This is a genomic window from Phycisphaeraceae bacterium, assembly GCA_040222855.1.
Taxonomy (GTDB): domain Bacteria; phylum Planctomycetota; class Phycisphaerae; order Phycisphaerales; family Phycisphaeraceae; genus Mucisphaera.
Map to the genome: position 1 here is coordinate 71,832 of JAVKCD010000025.1, position 20,017 is coordinate 91,848.

Consider the following 20,017-nt stretch of genomic DNA (forward strand, 5'->3'; position numbering starts at 1 on the left):
AACCTGTTGAACATCTAAAACCTGTTGGGGTCTTGGTCTACGACGGCTTGATGCTGATTGATAAGCCGCTTGGGATCACCTCGATGCAGGCCCTTCGGGTGCTGCGTGTCGGTTTGGCGGCGGCGGGGGCGAGGGTTAAGGGGAAGGGGCCGGGCAAGGTTCGGACCGGTCATGCGGGGACGCTGGACCCGCTGGCGACGGGCCTTCTGATTGCTTGTGTGGGGAGGGCGACGCGGACGGTGGATCGGCTGATGGGGTTGGCGAAGCAGTATGTGGCGGAGGTGGACCTGACGGCATTTACGGAGACCGACGACCGAGAGGGGGCGCATGAAGTTGTGGTGGTTGATCGGGTGCCGTCGCTGGAGGAGGTGCGGGCGGCCTGTGAGGGCTTTGTGGGTGAGGTTGAACAGACTCCGCCGGCGTATTCGGCGGTGCATGTCGATGGGCAGCGTGCGTACAAGCTTGCTCGTGCCGGGGCGTCGGTTGAGCTAAAGAGTCGGGTTGTTCGGATCGACGCGATTGAGATCGAGCAGTATGAATGGCCAGTTGCTCGGCTGCGGATTGATTGTGGCAAGGGGGTTTACATCCGGTCGCTGGCGCGTGATCTGGGGCAGGTGCTCAAGACGGGGGGGCACCTGGCGTCGCTTCGACGGACGGCGATTGGGCCGTATCGGGTTGACGATGCGGTGACGATGGGGCGGTGTGAGCGGGCGATCAATCCCGGTGATCTGCTGCCTGCGCCTGTGGCTTAGGTGTCATCGGGGAAAGCCGGTCCCTTGTAGGCCATTCGCATGAGCAGCAGGCCAAACTCAAAGAGCAAGTAGAGGGGGATCGAGAGGACGAACATGCTCAGCAGGTCGGTGGGTGTCAGGACGGCGGAGGCGAGCAAGACGGCGAGGGCTGCGTGTTTGCGGAACTGTGCGATCCAGTCCGGGTCGAGCATGCCTGCCCAGCCGATGACGAGCATGGCGACGGGCAACTGGAAAGCGATGACGATGCCGAGGCCCATGAAGGCGGCGAAGCCGACGAACTGTCCCAGCTCGGGCATGGGTTGGAGCATGCTGGGTTGGCGTGCCATGATCGCGTGGACCTGGCCGTCGAAGTAGGCGCGGATGCTGCTTAGGGATGTGTTGATCCAGATGTCGCCTTCGGCGGGCGACTCGGGGTCTTCTGAGTAGACCGGCAGGTTGAGCGCGGTCGTTGTGCCGGCGTCTTGCATCGAGTCGTTTGTCTCGACCGTTGCTGTCGAAGTGCCGAGCATGAGTTGGAGCATGAAGCCGCGCTCGCCCGGTTCGATCGGCGGGTAGGCCTGGGCCCAGCCGAGGAAGAAGAGGAGGCACACGGGCAGGAGGATGTGGTATGTGAACAGGACGCCGAGCGCGACCATCACTGAGCTGAAGGGCGCGAGAATGTGGATGACCCGTCGTTCGTGGGGGTAGAGTCCGGTCGCGATGAAGCGCCAGCCTTGGTAGAGGATCCAAGGAGACGCCAGGATGGCTGCTGCGATCAGGGAGACGCGGAGGTAGACGGAGGTGAATCCGGCGGTGGGATCGAAGGCATAGACCTGGGGTGGGTAGCCGAGGGCTTCCTGGGTCTGGAGGAGTGGTTTGGCGAGCCATGCGATGAGATCGAAGCCGAAGGTGAAGGTGAGGACGGCGGCGACGGCGATGCCGATGAGGGAGAGCATGATGCGTTTGCGGAGTTCTTCGAGGTGTTCGCCGAGACTCATCTCGCCCGGTGTTGGACCGGAATCGGGTTGATCCATTGGTAAGGTCGGCGGGGGTGGGGGGGTGGCAGACGGCATGAGCCGGGATTGTAAGCGGCATTGCGGCAGGCCCGCCGATCAGGCGAGGAGCATGGCGTCGCCGTAGCTATAAAAACGGTAGTGGTCTTCGATGGCCTGGCCGTACCAGTTGAGCAGGTTGTCGATGCCGACTCCTGGGAGTGATGCCACGAGTGCGAGGAGGGTTGATCCGGGGAGGTGGAAGTTGGTCATCAGCAGGTCGGTGTAGCGGAAGCTGAACCCGCTATCGGGATGAATGAAGAGGTCGGTTGCGCCGCGATAGCCATCGTGGGGCAGCGGTTCGGGTAATGATTCGAGGGTGCGTACCGAGGTTGTTCCGACGGCGAGGATGCGTTTGCCTTGGGCGCGGGTGCGTTCGATCTCGGCGATGGTGGAGGGGGAGACTTCGATGCGTTCACTGTGGAGGGTGTGGTCTTCGAGTCGTTCGGATCGTACTGGTGCGAAGGTTCCCAGTCCGACGTGGAGGGTGACCCGTGCGATACGGATGCCGACTGTATTGAGTCGGTTGAGGAGTTCGGGTGTTAGGTGGAGGCCTGCGGTGGGTGCGGCTGCGGACCCGCCTTGGTCGGCGTAGACGGTGTTGTATCGATGGGCATCGGCGTCCTCGACCTCCGCGAGTCCGGCGTGTTTTCGAGCTTTTCGGATGTAGGGAGGCAGGGGCATGGAACCGATCGTGGCGAGCACTTGGGCGGGATCGTCATCGCGATCGGGGCGTGCGAGCCAGTTGCCTGCTTGCAGGTGTGTTTCGAGTTGTAGGCGCAGGACGGGCTGCGCCTGTTGATCGTGGAGTTCGATGATCTCGCCGGTCTGGAGTTTGCCGCGCGTTTCGAGCATGACTTGCCAGAGGCCGCGATCGTCGATGCCGAGGTAGAGGCCTTTGACGGTTCCGCCGGTGCCGCTGCGGATGCCGCGGATAAGTGCGGGGAGGACTTTGGTGTCGTTGACGACCATGAGGTCGCCTGGCCCGAGGACGCCGAGGTCCGGGAGGTCGCGGACGCGGTGGTGCTCGACGCGGTGGTGCTGCCGACGGATGACCATGAGTCGTGCTGAGTCTCTGGGCTCGGCGGGGCGCTGGGCGATCCGGTCATCGGGCAAGTCAAAGTGCAGGGCCTGGGTCCGCATAATGTCAGACTCTACGGGAGATCCCGGCAGCGATCCCCTATACTTCGGGCTGGAAAAGTAGCGGGTCGTCAGCGGCGATGGCCGGCTCGGATCAAGGATCAGGACCCGAGACCATGAAGCCAGGACGCATGCCCCGTGGCCCCAAGGACCTTGGCCCGATCCGGGATCGGATGATTGCTGAAACGAGTTATTTCCTTGGCGAAGCGATGCGTGGGCGGGTTGCTGCTCCCAGAATCCCAACCAGGAAAGTATCCGAGGGCGGTTTCTCGATGCTGCGAAACCATCCGCTGGGCCGGTTGCTTGCGCGCCACTTCTGGCGAAACTGGTGCGGAACTGTCGAGAAACACGATCGTGGGCAATAGCTCAGACACCGCCACCCGGTTCCGGGAGGCACCCAAGAGAGGGTCAACAGCACATGTCAGCTAAGGCAAAAGTCAGTTCCGGATACCGCTGGCGTCTGATCATTATTGGTCTGGCGTGCATCGGCTGGGCCCTCTACTGTGCCTACGATGGTTTTTACGCTTACCCTGCTCAGGCGGATGAGTATGCTGCGCTTCAGGAGTTCAAGGAGCAGTATCCGGAGGACTGGAACACCCGTTGGCCAGACCACGCTTTGGCCAACGACTTGGCTCCTGATGTCGCGAAGATCAAGAACCGCACCAACTTCGACATCTACACCCAATACATCATGCTGGCGATCACGGGCCCGCTGGGTCTGATTTTTGCCTTCCGGGCTGTAACCTGTGGTGGGTGGTGGGTTGAGGTTGATGATCATGGCGTCCGGGCGCACGGGAATCGCTCGGCGACGTGGTCGCAGATCACGGACCTTGATAAGACGAGGTGGAAGAAAGGCATTGCGTACCTGAAGTATCAGGATGATTCGGGGGCCTCGGGCAAGATTCTTCTCGACGACTGGAAGTACGAGCGTGACCCCACGCGTGAGATTGTTGAGGCGATCGAACAGCATCTGGGGCACCCCACGGACGACGAGGATGAGGCCACGGGGAACTCATGAGGGTTGTCCGGATTGAACCTTGGCGTGCTTTCGGCCAGAATCCCGTGATGAGAGTTGGGGATGACGCATGGCGTCAGGATGACCCCAGCCGTTCAAGGGCTTCAGGACGAAGGAACACCCATGACTCGATCAGCAACTATTCATCGTGAAATCGCCGGACCCGCGACTCTGACGTTGTTCGGTCTCTCCCTTGCCTTGTCCGCCGCAGGCTGCCGTGTCCAGCCGAAAGAGATGCCGCAGGTTGCGCCGCCACCGCCAGCAACTTCGGTATCAACCATGAGCCAGGTGGGCGTCGAAGATTCAGCCTCCGACGCTGCGGTGATGGTTGAGCCTGATTTCGTAGAACCCGGTCCGCCTCCCCCGCCACGGGCTGGCGTGACATCGGGCGAGGTGCCGGTTTCGGCGCAGCTGGTACCCGTCGTTGTCGTCCCCGCTCCTGCACCTGGACCAGCCGCTGTGCCTGTGTTGCCCACGCTGCGCAGCTACGAGATCAAGAAGGGCGACTCGCTCTGGAAGATCGCTGAGAGAGAACTCGGCTCCGGGCTCCGATGGCAGGAGATCGCTGATGCCAATCCCGGCATTGATCCCGCGAAGCTGGCGATTGGTCAGGTCTTGATTCTGCCGGAGTGAAGCAAGGCCCGGGTCAGTCTGGTGTCTAAGCCTGCGCCGACTCGGGCGGCATCGGGCTACTCGTCAGTTCATCGATGAGTTCACACACGGCGGTTTCAAGCTCCGCCAGTGCGACAGTGGGTGTTGCTCGATCCACATCATGGACGTGCCAGTAGCGCACTCGGTCTTCCCAGCCCGGATGCTTGGCGGCCAAGCGATGTCGGTGCTCCGCTTGCTTGATGGCGATCACCAGCGACGCGTTCGCCAACTCAGACTCAACGACTTGAATCGGTAATCGTGCTGCGATCTTCTCGACGCCCAGCGATTGCAGCTTCGCCCTGGCCGACTCGGCCATCGGTCCTGCGAGCGTGGGGTTCTCATCCAATCCGAGTGCGCGCGATCCCGCGTGCCAGCTGAGTCCGTGGTGCTTGGCCAGATGATTGAACCACGCCTCGGCGAAGCGGCTGCGGTAGTAGTTGCCCGTGCACAGGAACAGCAGTCGCTGAGCCTTGGTGCCATCTCCAGACATAGAACACCTCTGATCCTGAAGTCTTCTCTAGAGGAGGCTGACTGTGGCGGTGCTCATGCGTGGAGGGGGGGGTAACGGGGGGGAGGGGGGGAATGGCCAGACCCGGACTTGAACCGGGGACACCGGCATTTTCAATGCCGTGCTCTACCAACTGAGCTACCTGGCCTGCTGGCCGCCTGCTGGCGGGAGGCTTAATCTAATGCCCGCCCGGTCAAAGTCAATCGACCGATGGCGTGCTCAGCTTCCATCGGCTGCCCGAGCCGAGGCCTTCACCGTTTGCATCCAGCAGCTGCCCGGGATATTCTGCTTGGCTCGCTGTAGCCCGTCCATGGGCCGCGCATGACCTTCTACGACAGGACTGTGACATGGCCAAGACCGTCACCAAGGTATTCAAAATCCAGGCTCCCGCCGGTCAGGCAACCCCCGCGCCGCCTATCGGTCCGGCACTCGGGCAGAATGGCGTCAACCCCGGTCAGTTCATCCAGCAGTTTAATGAGCGCACTGCCCCGATGCAGGGCAAGGTCGTTGGCTGTGTGATTACGGTTTACAGCGACCGGAGCTTCGAGTTCGAGATCAAGGCCCCGCCAGCGGCTGAGCTGATCAAGTCCATCCTTAAGCTCCCTAAGGGATCGGGTGAACCCAACAAGAACAAAGTCGGCAAGCTTACTCAAGAGCAGCTCACGGCGGTCGCTGAAGAAAAAGGCGTCGAGATGACCGGCCACTCCATCGAGGCTGTCAAGCGAACCATCGCGGGCACGGCTCGGTCGATGGGCGTCGAGATCGAGGAAGCTCCGGCTGCCTGATGAGCCGACAACCCATACAAGGGCCCACCACGAGCCCGCGGCCGGCACGCGTCACGCCGCTCTAATCCGTGGGAGATCGTTTGGCAGTTGCCAGACCATCGAAAGGACTCCACCATGCCTCACCAAGGCAAGCGTTACCGATCTGACATCGAGAAAGCCAGCCAGGAACCCGTCGCCCTCGTCGAGGCCGTGAACCGGGTCAAGGCTTTCAAGGCCGCCAAGTTCGATCAGTCCGTCGAGATCGTCATGCACCTCGGCATCGACGCCAAGCAGGCCGACCAGCTCATTCGTGGCTCTGTCTCGCTGCCCCACGGCATCGGTGCCTCTAAGCGAGTCATCGCCTTCTGCTCTGCTGATCTCGTTGATGATGCCAAGGCCGCTGGTGCTGTCGAAGCCGGCGCTGATGACCTGGTCAAGAAGATCGAGGGCGGCTGGCTTGAGTTTGACGTCGCCATCGCCTCGCCGGACATGATGCGTGTGGTCGCCAAGCTCGGTCGCCAGCTCGGTCCGAAGGGCCTGATGCCGTCACCCAAGAACGAGACTGTGACCCCCAAGGTGGTTGATGCTGTCCGTGATTTTGCTGCGGGTAAGGTCGAGTTCCGCAACGACGCTGGCGGCAATGTTCACGCCATCATCGGCAAGCACTCCTTCGAGCCGACCAAGCTCGTTGAGAACGCCGAGCACTTCATCGCCACCATCGAGAAACTCAAGCCGTCCTCCACCAAGGGCGTGTATGTCAAGAAGATCGCCCTCTCCGCGACCATGACGCCCAGCGTCGTCGTGGCCCACGCCTGATCCGAGCCAAGGACCACGACCGAGGAACAAGACCATGAGCAAGCCCGTTAAGACCATGATCGCCGAGAGCTACAAGGCGAAGTTTTCCGACCGCGATGGACTGGTGATCGTCGATATGCGAGGCGTCAACGCCTCCGACACCGTCGCGATGCGTAAGGCCCTTGCCGACAACGGCCTCCGCGTGACTGTCGTCAAGAACAATGTTGCCAAGAAAGCCATCGAGGGAACCGAACTCGAAGCCGTTGGCGACCTGCTGACCGGCTCCTGCGCTTTCGTCTACTCGATCGACGGCGAGCAGTCGATCATCAACGTCACCCGCACGCTCGTCGACCACGCCAAAAAGAACCCTTACGTCGTCCTCAAGGGCGCCGTCATGGAGGGTTCGATCTTCGCTGACGAGGCGGGCGTGAAGGACCTGAGCAAGTACCCGACCCGTGAGGAAGCCATCGCGAAGATCGCCGGTGCTCTTCTTGGCCCAGGCGGGACGCTTGGCGCCGCCCTCAAGGGACCGTTCACCACGATCGCCAGCCTCATCAAGGCCGTCGAAGAGAAGGGCGGAGAGGTCGCTAAGGTCGCCTCGTAATCCACTGTTCAACCCGCCGCACTTGCGGCATGAAGTTTGTCAGGCACACGTGCCGACTGGAACCCGTCAGGGTTTAAATGATCGATGGTCGATCGCCTCTCGGCACGCCTAACCACGGAGTCTCGATATGTCAGAAGAAGCAGCCGTTAAAGAGTTCGCAGCCGAGATCAAAGACCTTGGCGACAAGCTCGCCGCCCTCACGCTCAAGCAGGCCGTCGAGGTCGCTGAGTACCTCGAGCAGGCATACGACATCAAGCCCGCTGCTGGTGGTGCCGTGATGATGGCCGGCCCCGCTGGGGGTGATGAGGGTGCTGCCGCCGCCGCTGAGCAGACCGAGTTCGACGTGATCCTCACCGCCGCTGGCGACAAGAAGATCCAGGTCATCAAGGCGGTCCGCGAGGCCACCGGCCTGGGCCTCAAGGAAGCCAAGGAACTCGTTGATGGCGCTCCCAAGGCCATCAAGGAGAAGATCTCGAAGGAGGACGCCGACGCCCTCGCTGAGAAGATCAAGGAAGCTGGCGGCGAGATCGAGATCAAGTAAGGCCTCGACGCTCCCGCAAATCTGTCAGTTTAAGACCCCGCGAGATGATGCCTCGCGGGGTCTTTCTTGTCACGGGTGTGCCTCCGCCTTACCGGACCTCTTCCCAGAGCCCAGTCCCCCGCTGAACCGATACCGGGATCATGGGGTTTTCACTGCTAGCCCGTCTGATTGCGCCGTACACCCGCCGAGAGTGGCCGGGGACCTGGCGGCTCCTTCGCTGGCTCCAAGTGACGAACTCTGGTGCTGACCCTGCATGGGCTGATGCCTCTGAGTCGATCGTTCGCGGTAAGTGGCACGGCTACCGGATGGTGCTTGATCCTTGCGACTGGATGGACCGCGCCGCCTATTTTCTTGCCAGGTACTACGACGTCCCCACGCAGCTCGCCATGATGCAGCTGGTCGAGCCGAGCGACCGTGTGGTCGATATCGGGGCCAACCACGGGATGCTGACGCTGCTCGCTGCTGCTCGCGTTGGCGCGAACGGATCGGTTGAAGCCTTCGAGCCGCATCCTGGCTGCGTCGAGCGCATCCAGCGGCAGATCGAACTCAACGGTATCAGACACGTCAGACTCCACGAGGCCGCACTCTCGAACAAGACCACGCGGGCCACGCTTCACTTTGCCCCCAGGCACGCCGGCTACAGCACACTCACATTTCCTGAGGGTGAAGCGGCCAGCACGCTGACCCACGCAGTCGAAGTGAATCTGATCCGAGGTGACGACGCCCTGCTGTCCGACCCTGCCCCAGTCCGCCTCATCAAGATGGATGTCGAGGGGCACGAGCCCCGAGCGATCGAAGGGCTGAGTCAGATCATTCGGCGAGATCGCCCCGCTATTCTCTGCGAGATCAACCCATGCTGCCTGAGGAGTGCTGGCAGCAGCCCCGAGGACATCACCCGGGTCCTCGTCGCGCACGGTTATCGTGGCTATGTTCTCTCTGAACGACGGCAGAGGCTCATCACGAGTCCACTCGATCTTGATGAGCAGCCCACCAGGACCATCGACAGCCTCTGGCTTCATCCGGGGAGTGTCGCGGAGAGACGGTTTCATCCTGTCATGCCTGTGACTCAGGTGGCCCGTCTGGGTAAGGCAGCCTGACGCCGATCCGATCTGCCTTAGACACGCTACCATCGGATCGTGGCGATGGACCCCACCCAACTTCTCGGCCCAGATGGCCCGATCGCGAGACGGCTGGGGGACGCGTACGAAGAGCGTCCCCAGCAGGCCGACATGGCCCGTGCTGTCTGGGCGGCCCTTCGTGAAAGGCGCCCGCTGCTGGTCGAAGCCGGCACCGGCGTCGGCAAGTCGTTTGCGTATCTCCTGCCCATGGTTCTCCACGCTCTTGGTATGTCTGATCATCAGGACGAGGGGGTTGGCTCTAAGAAGAGAGTGGTGATTTCGACGCACACGATCGCGCTGCAGGAGCAGCTCATCAGCAAGGACATCCCCTTGCTCCAGTCGGTTCTGCCCGGTGTGGCTGACGAGTTCTCCGCTGTGCTGGTCAAAGGTCGGGGCAACTACCTGTCTCAGCGGCGTCTGTCGCGTGCGTGGGGGCGGCAGGCGCAGCTCTTTGACGAGGACCAGTCGATTCACAGCCTCGAAATCATCCGAGAATGGTCCAACGAAACCGGCGACGGCACCCTGGCGACCCTCCCTCAACTCCCTCGGCCGGGTGTTTGGAGTGATGTTCAGTCTGATGCGGAAGACTGCCTCGGCCGGCGGTGCCCGACGTACAACACCTGCTTCTTTCAGAATGCACGCCGGCGGATGGCTCATGCCGACGTGCTGATCGTCAACCACGCGCTATTCTTCGCTGACCTTGCGCTGCGAGAGCAGGGCATCGGCATTCTCCCGCCTTATGACGCTGTGGTTCTTGATGAGGCCCACACGATCGAGGATGTCGCGGCAGAGCACTTTGGTCTGGGCATCAGCCGCGGGCAACTCATCCTTCTACTGAACCGACTGTTCAATCCGAGTCGCTCGCGCGGGACGCTTGTGGCTCAGAACGGGCTCGCCGACGCTGACCTGCTTGAGGCCGCCATTCGCCAGGTCGAGTTCACTCGGGCCGCTGGCGATCACTATTTCAATGCCTGGCTCGACTGGCACCGGGCCCACGACAGAAGCAACGGTCGCATCCGCGAAGCCGGGGTCATTGAGGATGTCCTATCTGATCCTCTGGCTCGCCTGGCTTCCATGATTCGGCGGGTCCGCGATGCGATCGAAGACGAGCAGGACCGTCTGGAACTGGCCTCCTACGCTGACCGCGCAGAGGCGCTCGCTCGGTCGATCGGTATCTGGAACGGGCAGGAGCTCACTGATGCCGTTTACTGGATCGAGGTCAGCCAGTCAGGCCGTTCGCCACGGATCCGACTGTCTGCAGCACCGATCGAGGTCGCTCCGAACCTGTCACGTCTGCTCTTCGGAGCCACCGACTCTGATGGCAAGCCTCTGCCCGTGGTCCTGACGTCGGCGACGCTTGCCGATCAGCAGGGCACACGCTCGAACGCTGAGACTGACCCTTTCGCGCACATCCGCACTCGGCTTGGCTGCGGCAACATTGAAGGCGTCCGACTCGATTCGCCTTTTGACTACACCCGGCAGGCGGAGCTGCTGATCTACGATCGTCTTCCGGAACCCCGAGACCCGCGCTATCTCGATGCCGCGACGCTCGCCGCTCTCGAACAGATCGACGCGACCGAAGGCGGGGTTTTCATGCTCTTCACGAGCTACCGCGACCTACGCGAGATTGCCCGCCGGCTCTCTTCGTCCCTCGATGACCGCTCGATGCCCATGCTGATTCAGGGGGCTGGTATCGAGCGCAACGAGCTGCTTGCTCGATTCCGCCACGACCGGCGCTCTGTGCTTCTGGGAACCGACACCTTCTGGCAGGGGGTCGATGTCCCCGGCGATCACCTGCGTAATGTCATCATCATGCGGCTCCCTTTCGCTTCGCCGGACCGACCGGTCGTCGAAGCCCGTCTGGAACGCATCGAAGCGCAGGGCAAATCCGCTTTCGCACACTACTCCCTGCCCGAAGCCGTTCTCAAGTTCAAACAGGGCTTTGGCCGGCTGATTCGCACCCGCTCAGACTCTGGGCGTGTCGTCGTTCTCGACGCCCGACTCGCCCTCAAGCCTTATGGCCGCCGGTTTCTCGCTGCCTTGCCCGAACTGCCCATCCGCCGGCTTGGTCAGCCTTCCCAGCTTGACCAAGCCTCACAATCTCTCCCAGACAGCCTCGATGCGCCCTGGTACGGGTGATCCCTCAGCTTAAATGCTCCGATAAACAGAGGCGTCCGTGCAAGAAACGCATGCCAACTGCGTATTCACCTTCAGGCAGCGGGATGCTGGACGATAGGGAACACTCATGGTCGCAGGTGAACGGAACAACGGGATGAATGCCAGCAACCAGAGCCGCAGCGATTCGGGCAAGTCCCGATTCGGTATGGTCAACGGCCAGCAGCCTCGTCGCGTCCTCCTGCTCTCGCGTAACAACCGCTGCAACTCGCAGATGATGGAAGCCTGGATGCGCCACCTAGGCCGTAACCGACTCGAAGTCGTTAGCGCTGGTCTCATGCCCGATGATCTCCATCCCCTCGCCGTGGAAGTGATGTTCGAGGTCGGTATGGATATCTCCACGCAGAAGCCCAAGCCCGTCGAGGGCGTGATTAGTGAGCCCTTCGAGTTCGTGATTACTCTCTGCGACTATGCCCGTGATCATTGTCCAGCGATTCAGGGTGCGCGATGGATGGTCCATCATCCTTTCCGCGATCCCGACATGTCTTCAGGCAATGACGAACGGCGCTTGGGTGCCTTCCGCATGGTCCGCGATGACCTGCACGACTGGGCCAAGTCCTTTGTGAACTGGGCGGTCCAGCAGCCCGTTGGTCAGCAGGTTGTCTCAGCCTGACACCGGCCATCATCCAGATAACAAACAAGCCGCCCGATGATGGGCGGCTTGTTGATTCTTCAGACCATTTACGTAGTGAGTCAGTCGTGCTACGCCTTCATCAAAGGCGAAGCGGTGCCCCATGAATCGGCATAGACGAACTCGTCGAATGGTTTGCGGCTGCGTTCGGTCTCATCTCGCTGGCGAAACTCCTCGGGCATGTCATCCAGGGTCGCGCCATAGCCCACCGCGATTGCTGTCATTGGCGTAAAGCCTTCAGGAACCCCGTAGGTCTCGCGCACCTTGTCCTGATCGATCCCTGCCATCTGGTGGACGAAGAGGCCCATCGCGGTGGCCTGCAGCGACAGATTCCCCGCCGCCAATCCGAGGTCGTGCTCAGCGACTCGATTCGGCTTGCCGTTCTTGGTGAACGTCGTGCTGACCGCTGTGAGGATCAATAGTCCTGCGTTCTTCGCCCAGCCGCGATTTGCTTCGATCAGGCAATCCATGGCCTTCTCAAACGCTGGCTCGTCCGTCCTGGGTGCGAGGATGAACCGCCAGGGTTGTTCGTTGTAAGACGACGCCGCCCACCGGGCGGCTTCTATCAGCGAGCGGATCTTTTGCGACGTGACCACCTTCGGCGCAAAGCCGTAGGGGCTCCAACGCCGCTTGGCGACATCAATGATCGGGTATTCCGTGGGCGCCGGGTTTTCCATGCGTGTCTCTCGTTACAACTTCCGTGAAAAGAGCAGGTTAGCGTAACTCGCCGAACTTGGCCAAACCGCCACGCTCCCTTTCGATCCTCACCCACGCGTCGATCACCCGCAACTGAAAAGCCTGCGCCTCGGGGTCGCCATACAGCCAGAATCTCGGCGCGTCATTGGGAAGATGCTTCTCCAGGATGTGCCAGCCGCGCTGGTCAACCAGCCAGTCACGCACGTTGATGACCGGCTCGCCCTCATTTGGGAAGAGGAGGTCCAGTGCTTCGGCGAGATAGCCACGTTCCAGCAGCACCAGAAGACAGGCAGGGGCCGCTTCCGGATCGTGTCGGGCGAACTGCATCGCGACGGTGGGTAACACGGGGGCCTGATTCGATGCGCGGAGGAGTTGTCGATACCCATCAAGATGCTCGGGCAGGTCGGCGGGGACGGGCAGTGTACCGCCGCCCCAGGCGTTCAGCGTCCCGAGGAGCAGGCCAGCGCGCATCGTCGCAGGGTTCAGGAGAAGCTCGCCGGCGAGTGTGGCTCGTTCAGCTAACTCCATTCGTTCCTGGACCGTGAGCAGCGCCAACTCGCCGACGCCCGGTTCATCGGAGGCGAGGGCGTCCTTCATGTCGTCAACCCGAAAGTTCACATCAATCCGGGTCGTGAGCACGCGTTCCAACACTGGCCGCTGGGGGTCCATGAACCGATAGCCCCAGTTGTCTGCCGCCTCGATCGTTGCCAGTCGCGTGAGATCACCCAATGCGTGTCCAGGCGGGTGCCTCGAAGCCAGCGCCTCACTGGTCTGAGACACCGCAGCGAGAAAAATCGGCCACTGCTCGGGCCGCTGCAGGTCCGGCTCCTGGCACCAGCCGGCCAGCACCATCTTGTCAGGTGTAATCGTCGGCTGCTTCATGGCTGGCTTGGGCAGGGCCAGAATCGCCCGCCAGGTCATCAGGCGCTCAACCCCTTCATCTTCCCACGTCCCGGTCGCTATCAGGGCGAGGAGTTGCGGGTAGGCCGTCTCTGGCATCTCCGTCATCGCCAGCACCGCCGCGGCCCGCGTTTGATCGGGGATCCGCGCCAGCAGCGAAATATCCAGCAGCGTCTGAGCCTCGATCTCGCCCCGCTGAGCGAGAGCCCAGAGCATGGCTTCGGCGTCCTCCGGCTCGACCTTCATCAGGTGTAATCGGAAGTCCTCAGCGGTGGCTAACGCTGTTGCCGGTTTGTTCTCACCGGTTAAGCCGTAGTCAATCCACGCCCCCGCGTCGCCCAGTAGGTCGCCAGCTAGGATCAGAGTCACCAACAGCATCAAGGCGCAGGTCTGCTTCATGGTTACAGCATAGCCCACAAGAAAACAGCCTCCGACCGTAGTCGGAGGCTGTTGATCGAATCAGGCTATAGGTTGGGCTCAGCCCTTGTTCCAGAACTGTCCGCCGTAGACCGCTGTATCGCCCAACTCTTCCGCGATCCGGATGAGCTGGTTGTACTTGGCGTTGCGGTCGGATCGGCAGGGGGCACCGGTCTTGATCTGGGCGCAGTTGGTGGCGACTGCAATGTCGGCGATGGTGGCGTCCTCGGTCTCGCCGGAACGGTGGGAGAGGACGGCGTTGTAGCCGCTACGCATCGCCAATCCGACGGCGTCGAACGTCTCGCTGAGCGTGCCGATCTGGTTGACCTTGACCAGGATGGCGTTACCGCAGCCCATGTCGATGCCCTTGCGCAGGAACTTCTCGTTGGTGACAAACAGGTCATCGCCCACGAGCTGAACTTTGTCGCCCAGCTTGTCGGTCAACACCTTCCAGCCGTCCCAATCGTTTTCCGCGAGACCATCTTCGATCGAGCGGATCGGATACTTCTTGCACCAGCTCGCCCACAAGTCGGCCATCTGCTCCGACGAGATGATCTCCTGCGACGACGAGAAGAACTTGTAGCCCTTCTTGCCGTCCTTCTCCGCCTCATTCCACAGCTCGCTGGTCGCCGGGTCGAGCGCGACGTAGATCTGCTCGCCCCACTTGTAGCCGGCCTTGTCGACGGCCTCCTCGATGATCTTGAGCGCGTCCTCGTTGTCCTTGAGGTCCGGCGCGAATCCTCCCTCATCACCAACGGCTGTTGACAGGCCCTTGTCCTTGAGCACGCTCTTGAGCTTGTGGTAGATCTCGACGCCGGCTCGCATGGCGTCTTCAAACCGCTCGAAGCCCCAGGGCTGGATCATGAACTCTTGGAAGTCCACGGTGTTGTCCGCGTGCTTCCCGCCATTGAGGATGTTGAGCATCGGGACCGGCAGCGTCTTAGCGCCCGCACCACCCAGATAGCGGTACAGCGGGAGTCCGCATGCGTCTGCCGCTGCATGGGCGGTTGCCATCGAGACGCCCAGGATCGCGTTGGCTCCGAGCTTGGATTTGGTCTCGGTGCCGTCGAGTTCGATCATCAGGCCATCGATGTACTGCTGATCCCGACCGTCGAGCCCGATCAGCTCCGGTGCGATCTCGTCGTTGACGTTCGCCACGGCCTTCTCGACGCTCTTGCCCAGGTAGTAATCCTTCTCGCCATCGCGCAGCTCGACGGCTTCGTTCTCTCCTGTGCTCGCGCCGCTGGGCACCATGGCTCGGCCCTGGCTGCCGTCGGCCAGCAGAACTTCAACCTCGACGGTCGGGTTGCCACGCGAGTCAATCACCTGCCGGCCATGGACGACTTCGATCTCGAAGCTCATAAGAACACTCCTGGTTCTGAGTAAGAAGGGGGGTGGGATCAGGGGCAACCGTGAGCTCATCAGCAGCTCGATTGATCGCCAGAGTCACAAGTCTTGTGTTCCGGCAATCCACGCAGAATAGCGAATCCCGTCATCTCGTGATGAGGGGGTCAGGCAGACGTCCTGCCGTTGTGATCGGCTTAGAAGTTGTGGCGAACGTTGACGCTGCGGCCGGTTCGACGCTTGCGGTTGATCATCTTGCGACCAAGCTTCGTCTTCATCCGGGCCCGGAAGCCCCACATGCGGGCCCGCTTGACGCGACTGCGGCGCTTCTGGTAGTGGGTCGTCATCGTCTGCTCACTATCTCTCTGGAGTCACTCAACTTATGTGAGTTTACTCGGGCCTTATGATCAGGGGAATCAACCGGGCATTGCCCCGCCGATCCACCACACGGAGCGTCATCACACGCTCCAATCCGGTCAAGCCCCGCAGTGTAATCGAGAAAGCCTCACGCGTCGAGTCCAGAATCAGGTCCTCAGGCACGATCGGTCGGTAGGACGTGTCCCCGTCGAGCAGATACCCGATCCCTGCGATCGGGGACAACGCGTCGATCACCTCGCCTGATACCCGCACCGCCCGCCCCGGCATCGTGATCGCCTCCAACCCCTCCACCTCAGGCGGGGTCTGGTCCACCAGTACCGCGTCACTTACCCGCCGGGCAAATCGCGCCATATCAGGAGGGTTGTCGAGTCGATCATCCGCCGTGACCCGGACCCGGTACCAGCCGTCCGGCACTCGCTGGGTCGCCCAGCTTAGCCGCGTCTCGGCCAGCTCGTTCTCCAACTCAATCCAAACACTCGACCCTGCTGGTTGCATCTCGACGACATACTCCAACCGATCGCCGTTCGGATCGCTCGCCTCCCACTCGATCCCATACTCCGATGAGACCTCATCGTCCGGGTTCTCGACCTCCGGGACCTGAACTTGGACCGAAGCCAGTCGGGGCGGGAGGTTCGGCGTCACATGAGTCAGCTCCACGGCATCGACCGAAGGCGCTACGCGACCATCACCCAGCAGCGTCACCCGATACTGCAGGAACCGCGCAGGCGGAGACACGATCGGCACCTCCCGAGGCAACTCCATCGCCGCAGCAGCGTTCGGCATCAGCCCCATCGGCGCCGACCACGCTGACCACATCTCGGATTCGACATCCCCCACATTCCCCGAGCGCGTCTCGAACGTCACCGAGCTGTTCTCCGGCAGCTCGACGCGAACCCGAGCCATCCCCCACAAGCTCACCTGATCGGCATCAATCGCCACCGACTCAAAGGTCCCGCGCCGCCCCACACCCTCGCCCAGGGACACCAGCCGCGCCGGGTTCGATAGCCCCGCGAGCATGGGTCCACCGCCGACATCCCCTCGCAGAAAACTCACCTGCTCGCTCTCGAAGTCTGCCAGCACCGAAACCTCGAAGGTCTCCTCATCAACCGAGAACACCTGCCCCTCGTTCCCTGTTCCGACCACGATAAAATCAGCCAGCTCGACAAGACTCAGCATCGTCGCAGACTCGCGCAGCACCTCAATCACGAACCCTGCTTCAGTGATCGCATAGACGGCATTGCCTTCCTGATCACGACTCGCCTGACGCGCCGGACGCACCCGCGACGCCGTGGCCGAGCGGCGGGCCTCGCTCGAGCCACTCGCCTGCCCCATGCCCCCGACCTGCATCTCCCCGCTCTCTCGCGCCGCCATCAACCGCTCTCGCAGCACCTCGCGCAACCGATCACGCTGCTCACCCGTCACGCCCGTGGCCTGCTCCGGCTCGACTGCGTCCGTCTTAAGCTCTACGTCATCACCCGTATCGTCAGCGCTTACTTCTGTTTCCGGTTCAACCTCAGCCTCAGCCTCATCCTCCTCGACCGCATCAAGGATCGGGTCCGACGGCTCGACTTCCAGGACAGGCTCCACTTCGCCTACTGACTCATCTATCGCCTCCTCCAGCCGCCCGGGGCGAGCCTGCTCGGCGTCCGCCGTGCCGACGAGCAGCGAACCATCTCGGGTGACCAGCATCGAAGCGATCTCCGGTTCTGGCGCATCAAACAGCACATACACAGAAGGCTTGTCCGCCTCCAGATCGCGCACCCGATACACCAGTCCCTCGCCATCGGTCCCCGCATAGAGCGTCTGGCCGTCTTCGCTCAACGCCAGACTCAGCACATGGCTTTGCCCCGTCTCCAGGAGCACTCGCGGCTCCGAGTCCGGATCACTCAGGTCCACGATCAAGACCTTCCCCTCGGTGCCGGTTGCCACCGCGACGCGCTCGCCATCCAATGGGACGATCTGCCAGATGTACCTCACGCCCTCAAGAATGACACTCGGCGTTACCGCAAGCTCGGCTTCCTCATCGCCCTCACCCGCCATCAATCCCTCGACCCCGAGTCGGGACGGCTCACCCGACACCCCCACGATCAGCCGATTACCTGCTTTCGTGAGCGCAAACACCTGCTCGCTCTCGTCGATACCCCCAACCATCACAGGCGGAGCACCCTCCTCGACGATGAAATACCCCGCAGGCCCTGCCGCCACACGGTATCGACCCTCCGCATCCGGGCCGACCACATCGAACAACGAAGAGAACGCTTCCTCGCCCTCTGCCAGGTCGGTTAGTTCACGCGTCAGCTCGATGCGCCCTGTGTTCGTGATCCGCGTGCCGTCCGCCACGCCCTCACTAAAATCGGCCTCCGTCTCGTGCAGCACCGTCACCGGCTGGATGCCCCAGGCCGCCGAGCCGCAGGATACGACGGCGGCCATCACGACAACTGCGGTTTGGCACCGACGCAACAAGTTCATCATGACATTCCTCTCGCTCACGGCTTGCGGATGCTCAGCGTCAGCATGACTTCGCCGGAGACCTCAAGCCCTGTGTCCAGTCGCGACTCGATCAGCTTCGGCAGCATCGTCGCTCGCGTCGATGTGGCCGTCATGATCTGCGACGACACACTGCCCGGCAGATCACGCATCTCGGCACCATCCATCGCCACCCCGCCACTCGCTGGCATCGTTGCCGTGGCATAAAGCGACATCGCGGGCAGATTCTCCATCGTCTCGATCACGTCAAACAGCTCATCCACACCGTCTACATCAAACCGGTGCATCCGCGTCTGCATCCACAGCCGGCGATACGACCCGATCCCGCCCACCATCACAGGGACATCCATCTCCCCCGCATTCTCCGGCACCGGTAGCGTGATCCGCACCGTCCGAAGCTCCCCGCGATAGGGCAGCAGGTCCACCAGGATCACGGCCTCTTCCCCAGGGGCCACGACGTTCCGCTCAAACCGAACGCCCTCGATCATCCCCGCATCCAGCCCTCGCCTTACCTCCAGGGCCATCTCGACCGACGCCAGCCTTAGCTGCTCGAACGGATTGCTCATCCCCATCCCGATCACCGGGACTACGGTCGAAAACAACGCCTCGAACCCGCCGCCCGCCGTCGTGTTCGACACCTCCACCGACCGACCGCCTTGAAACCCGATCGTCATCCGGTAGTCCATCGTGTGCTCGGCTGGCGGAGTCTGAATTGCCGTCAACGACTGCGCCGCGCAGATCAGCGAGAGGATCGGCGTGTAAAGCGGGTGTCGAGCAATCTGATACGCGTAAGCACGATCCGGTTGACCGTCCATCTGAACGTCAACCTTCATATCCGCGAACACATGCTCGATCGAACCTCGTCCCGCTACAGCCGTCGTCTCATCCTGCATCAGCGTGCCCGCCACCCGCAGAGGAGTCCCACGCTTAAAACTGATCTGCAAACTCGGCACAATGAAGTGCACATAGCCGCTGGCCATTGGCAGCGCCGTCGAACCCTCCCCCATCATCGCGTGGCCAAACGCCAGCACCGTGCCATCGGGACGCACGTCCGTCACCGTCCCGACACCCGCCAGGTCCAGATCACCCGTCGTCAGCGGGATCGCCAGCACCGACCCCGCCGTGATCGGAGCCTCTCGGTCGATCCACTGAGGAGGCGGGCCCACCGCACCGCCACCCGCCACGAAGCGCAGTAACCCTTCGCCCCCGCCCATGGGCAAGCCAGCCGACAGCAAACCCTCAGGGACACCCGCCACCGGAATCGACATTGGACGCTGCACGTCCCCCGCCTCAAGCCGACGCCCGGTACCCACCAGCGTCCATCGCTTGAGCAACTGCTCCCAGAGTTCAGTCGAGGCCCGCACTGACTCGCGCTCGCTGTCCTCCCCCAAGGCTCGCATCATCCGCCGGACATCCCCCAATGCCCGCGCCGAGGCCTGCGCATAGTCCACCGGATCACGACCGATTCGCTCGCCCACCGGGATCATCTGCTCAATCGGCTGCACGCCGATGAGGCAACCCTTGGCAAATGCAAACCCGTAGGCAAACGCGCCGATCAACCGACCGCCACCTAGCTCGGCCTCAGGGTCGTTCGGCTCGGGGCCATCCCACAGATAGATCGGCGACCCCGACATCCCCTGCACCGGGCCCGATTCGAGCATCCGCGGGTCTTCCGACCGCAGCCAGATCACCGCGAGTCCCGGCCCGCTTCGCTTCACGACGCTGAGCACCTCGACCTCAAACGGCTCGATGTTCGTCCCCGAAAACACCGTCAGGCAGACCCCCCGCATCCCCGGCCGCACCTCATCCACCGGCATGATGGCCGTCGCCCGTTCCGGCACCAGGATCACCGAGGGATCAGGCATGACCGGGTTGGCAACCACCATCCGGCTCAGGCCCGGAACCAGCACGAGACACACAACCAGCACGCCGATGCGCAGGATCAACACCCACGGAGCGTATCGGTCAACAGGGGGGATGACAACCGCCACCCTTCCCCGATGTCATCGGTCTGCAAGGGTCGTCAAAACAGATAGCTATACTCGCTATCGTCAACCCCGCCGCTGATTC

19 protein-coding genes and 1 tRNA gene are annotated in these 20,017 nt (G+C 62.2%); 10 read left to right on the plus strand and 10 right to left on the minus strand.

Annotation, left to right across the window (positions count from 1 at the left end; genetic code table 11):
• Positions 1-50 precede the first annotated feature (50 nt).
• On the plus strand, positions 51-752 hold the full coding sequence (gene truB / locus RIG82_10180; GenBank protein MEQ9461306.1) for a tRNA pseudouridine(55) synthase TruB: 702 nt from the start codon (positions 51-53) through the stop codon (positions 750-752).
• On the opposite strand, the gene RIG82_10185 is transcribed toward truB, so the two are convergent.
• Positions 749-1,729, minus strand: coding sequence for a twin-arginine translocase subunit TatC (locus RIG82_10185; GenBank protein MEQ9461307.1), 981 nt, complete (start codon positions 1,727-1,729; stop codon positions 749-751). The genes truB and RIG82_10185 overlap by 4 nt on opposite strands.
• Positions 1,730-1,843: 114 nt before the next feature.
• Positions 1,844-2,926 (minus strand): tRNA preQ1(34) S-adenosylmethionine ribosyltransferase-isomerase QueA, encoded by a 1,083-nt coding sequence (gene queA / locus RIG82_10190; protein ID MEQ9461308.1) that lies wholly within the window; start codon positions 2,924-2,926, stop codon positions 1,844-1,846.
• Positions 2,927-3,341: 415 nt separating this feature from the next.
• On the opposite strand from queA, the gene RIG82_10195 reads away from it, so the two are divergent.
• On the plus strand, positions 3,342-3,941 hold the full coding sequence (locus RIG82_10195; protein MEQ9461309.1) for a hypothetical protein: 600 nt from the start codon (positions 3,342-3,344) through the stop codon (positions 3,939-3,941).
• A gap of 120 nt (positions 3,942-4,061) precedes the next feature.
• Entirely contained in the window at positions 4,062-4,571 is a 510-nt protein-coding gene (locus tag RIG82_10200) for a LysM domain-containing protein (GenBank protein ID MEQ9461310.1), read from the plus strand.
• A 25-nt stretch (positions 4,572-4,596) separates the two neighbouring features.
• Here the strand turns inward: RIG82_10200 and RIG82_10205 are convergent, their stop codons facing one another.
• Together RIG82_10205 and RIG82_10210 are read right to left on the minus strand one after the other, a co-directional pair.
• A complete protein-coding gene (locus tag RIG82_10205) occupies positions 4,597-5,079 on the minus strand; it encodes a hypothetical protein (GenBank protein ID MEQ9461311.1) in 483 nt (160 codons plus the stop codon).
• 93 nt (positions 5,080-5,172) lie between these two features.
• Positions 5,173-5,245 (minus strand) — tRNA-Phe (locus RIG82_10210).
• Between the two features lie 199 nt (positions 5,246-5,444).
• Here RIG82_10210 and rplK point away from each other — a divergent pair.
• The 7 genes from rplK (at position 5,445) to RIG82_10245 (ending at position 11,707) form a co-directional block, all read left to right on the plus strand.
• Complete coding sequence (rplK, locus tag RIG82_10215) at positions 5,445-5,882, plus strand: 50S ribosomal protein L11 (GenBank protein ID MEQ9461312.1); 438 nt, start codon at positions 5,445-5,447, stop codon at positions 5,880-5,882.
• Positions 5,883-5,996: 114 nt separating this feature from the next.
• Complete coding sequence (rplA, locus tag RIG82_10220) at positions 5,997-6,677, plus strand: 50S ribosomal protein L1 (GenBank protein MEQ9461313.1); 681 nt, start codon at positions 5,997-5,999, stop codon at positions 6,675-6,677.
• Between the two features lie 34 nt (positions 6,678-6,711).
• A complete protein-coding gene (gene rplJ, locus RIG82_10225) occupies positions 6,712-7,260 on the plus strand; it encodes a 50S ribosomal protein L10 (GenBank protein ID MEQ9461314.1) in 549 nt (182 codons plus the stop codon).
• Between the two features lie 127 nt (positions 7,261-7,387).
• Complete coding sequence (gene rplL, locus RIG82_10230; GenBank protein ID MEQ9461315.1) at positions 7,388-7,801, plus strand: 50S ribosomal protein L7/L12; 414 nt, start codon at positions 7,388-7,390, stop codon at positions 7,799-7,801.
• Positions 7,802-7,941: 140 nt separating this feature from the next.
• On the plus strand, positions 7,942-8,898 hold the full coding sequence (locus RIG82_10235; protein ID MEQ9461316.1) for an FkbM family methyltransferase: 957 nt from the start codon (positions 7,942-7,944) through the stop codon (positions 8,896-8,898).
• A gap of 45 nt (positions 8,899-8,943) precedes the next feature.
• Positions 8,944-11,058 carry a helicase C-terminal domain-containing protein gene (locus RIG82_10240; GenBank protein ID MEQ9461317.1) on the plus strand — a complete coding sequence of 705 codons (2,115 nt, stop codon included), beginning with the start codon at positions 8,944-8,946 and terminating at the stop codon, positions 11,056-11,058.
• A 133-nt stretch (positions 11,059-11,191) separates the two neighbouring features.
• Entirely contained in the window at positions 11,192-11,707 is a 516-nt protein-coding gene (locus RIG82_10245; GenBank protein MEQ9461318.1) for an arsenate reductase ArsC, read from the plus strand.
• A gap of 89 nt (positions 11,708-11,796) precedes the next feature.
• Here RIG82_10245 and RIG82_10250 read toward each other — a convergent pair whose 3' ends face one another.
• The 6 genes from RIG82_10250 to RIG82_10275 all read right to left on the minus strand — a co-directional run bounded on the left by RIG82_10250 (position 11,797) and on the right by RIG82_10275 (position 19,896).
• Positions 11,797-12,402 (minus strand): nitroreductase family protein, encoded by a 606-nt coding sequence (locus RIG82_10250; GenBank protein ID MEQ9461319.1) that lies wholly within the window; start codon positions 12,400-12,402, stop codon positions 11,797-11,799.
• A 37-nt stretch (positions 12,403-12,439) separates the two neighbouring features.
• Positions 12,440-13,720: a hypothetical protein gene (locus tag RIG82_10255; GenBank protein MEQ9461320.1), complete on the minus strand. Its 1,281-nt coding sequence runs from the start codon at positions 13,718-13,720 to the stop codon at positions 12,440-12,442.
• A 78-nt stretch (positions 13,721-13,798) separates the two neighbouring features.
• Positions 13,799-15,100, minus strand: coding sequence for a phosphopyruvate hydratase (eno, locus tag RIG82_10260; protein MEQ9461321.1), 1,302 nt, complete (start codon positions 15,098-15,100; stop codon positions 13,799-13,801).
• 179 nt (positions 15,101-15,279) lie between these two features.
• Positions 15,280-15,429, minus strand: coding sequence for a 50S ribosomal protein L34 (locus RIG82_10265; protein ID MEQ9461322.1), 150 nt, complete (start codon positions 15,427-15,429; stop codon positions 15,280-15,282).
• 43 nt (positions 15,430-15,472) lie between these two features.
• Positions 15,473-17,929 carry a hypothetical protein gene (locus tag RIG82_10270; GenBank protein ID MEQ9461323.1) on the minus strand — a complete coding sequence of 819 codons (2,457 nt, stop codon included), beginning with the start codon at positions 17,927-17,929 and terminating at the stop codon, positions 15,473-15,475.
• Between the two features lie 17 nt (positions 17,930-17,946).
• Positions 17,947-19,896, minus strand: coding sequence for a hypothetical protein (locus RIG82_10275; protein MEQ9461324.1), 1,950 nt, complete (start codon positions 19,894-19,896; stop codon positions 17,947-17,949).
• Between the last annotated feature and the right edge of the window lie 121 nt (positions 19,897-20,017).

Excerpts from the sequence above, each read along its gene's own strand:
- RIG82_10245 (MEQ9461318.1), top strand. The coding sequence starts at position 11,192 with ATGAATGCCAGCAACCAGAGCCGCAGCGATTCGGGCAAGTCCCGATTC.
- RIG82_10200 (MEQ9461310.1), top strand. The coding sequence starts at position 4,062 with ATGACTCGATCAGCAACTATTCATCGTGAAATCGCCGGACCCGCGACT.
- RIG82_10185 (MEQ9461307.1), bottom strand. The coding sequence starts at position 1,729 with ATGAGTCTCGGCGAACACCTCGAAGAACTCCGCAAACGCATCATGCTC.
- RIG82_10270 (MEQ9461323.1), bottom strand. The coding sequence starts at position 17,929 with ATGAACTTGTTGCGTCGGTGCCAAACCGCAGTTGTCGTGATGGCCGCC.
- RIG82_10235 (MEQ9461316.1), top strand. The coding sequence starts at position 7,942 with ATGGGGTTTTCACTGCTAGCCCGTCTGATTGCGCCGTACACCCGCCGA.
- eno (MEQ9461321.1), bottom strand. The coding sequence starts at position 15,100 with ATGAGCTTCGAGATCGAAGTCGTCCATGGCCGGCAGGTGATTGACTCG.
- rplK (MEQ9461312.1), top strand. The coding sequence starts at position 5,445 with ATGGCCAAGACCGTCACCAAGGTATTCAAAATCCAGGCTCCCGCCGGT.
- rplJ (MEQ9461314.1), top strand. The coding sequence starts at position 6,712 with ATGAGCAAGCCCGTTAAGACCATGATCGCCGAGAGCTACAAGGCGAAG.
- RIG82_10265 (MEQ9461322.1), bottom strand. The coding sequence starts at position 15,429 with ATGACGACCCACTACCAGAAGCGCCGCAGTCGCGTCAAGCGGGCCCGC.
- truB (MEQ9461306.1), top strand. The coding sequence starts at position 51 with ATGCTGATTGATAAGCCGCTTGGGATCACCTCGATGCAGGCCCTTCGG.
- queA (MEQ9461308.1), bottom strand. The coding sequence starts at position 2,926 with ATGCGGACCCAGGCCCTGCACTTTGACTTGCCCGATGACCGGATCGCC.
- RIG82_10205 (MEQ9461311.1), bottom strand. The coding sequence starts at position 5,079 with ATGTCTGGAGATGGCACCAAGGCTCAGCGACTGCTGTTCCTGTGCACG.
- rplL (MEQ9461315.1), top strand. The coding sequence starts at position 7,388 with ATGTCAGAAGAAGCAGCCGTTAAAGAGTTCGCAGCCGAGATCAAAGAC.
- RIG82_10250 (MEQ9461319.1), bottom strand. The coding sequence starts at position 12,402 with ATGGAAAACCCGGCGCCCACGGAATACCCGATCATTGATGTCGCCAAG.
- RIG82_10240 (MEQ9461317.1), top strand. The coding sequence starts at position 8,944 with ATGGACCCCACCCAACTTCTCGGCCCAGATGGCCCGATCGCGAGACGG.
- rplA (MEQ9461313.1), top strand. The coding sequence starts at position 5,997 with ATGCCTCACCAAGGCAAGCGTTACCGATCTGACATCGAGAAAGCCAGC.
- RIG82_10195 (MEQ9461309.1), top strand. The coding sequence starts at position 3,342 with ATGTCAGCTAAGGCAAAAGTCAGTTCCGGATACCGCTGGCGTCTGATC.
- RIG82_10255 (MEQ9461320.1), bottom strand. The coding sequence starts at position 13,720 with ATGAAGCAGACCTGCGCCTTGATGCTGTTGGTGACTCTGATCCTAGCT.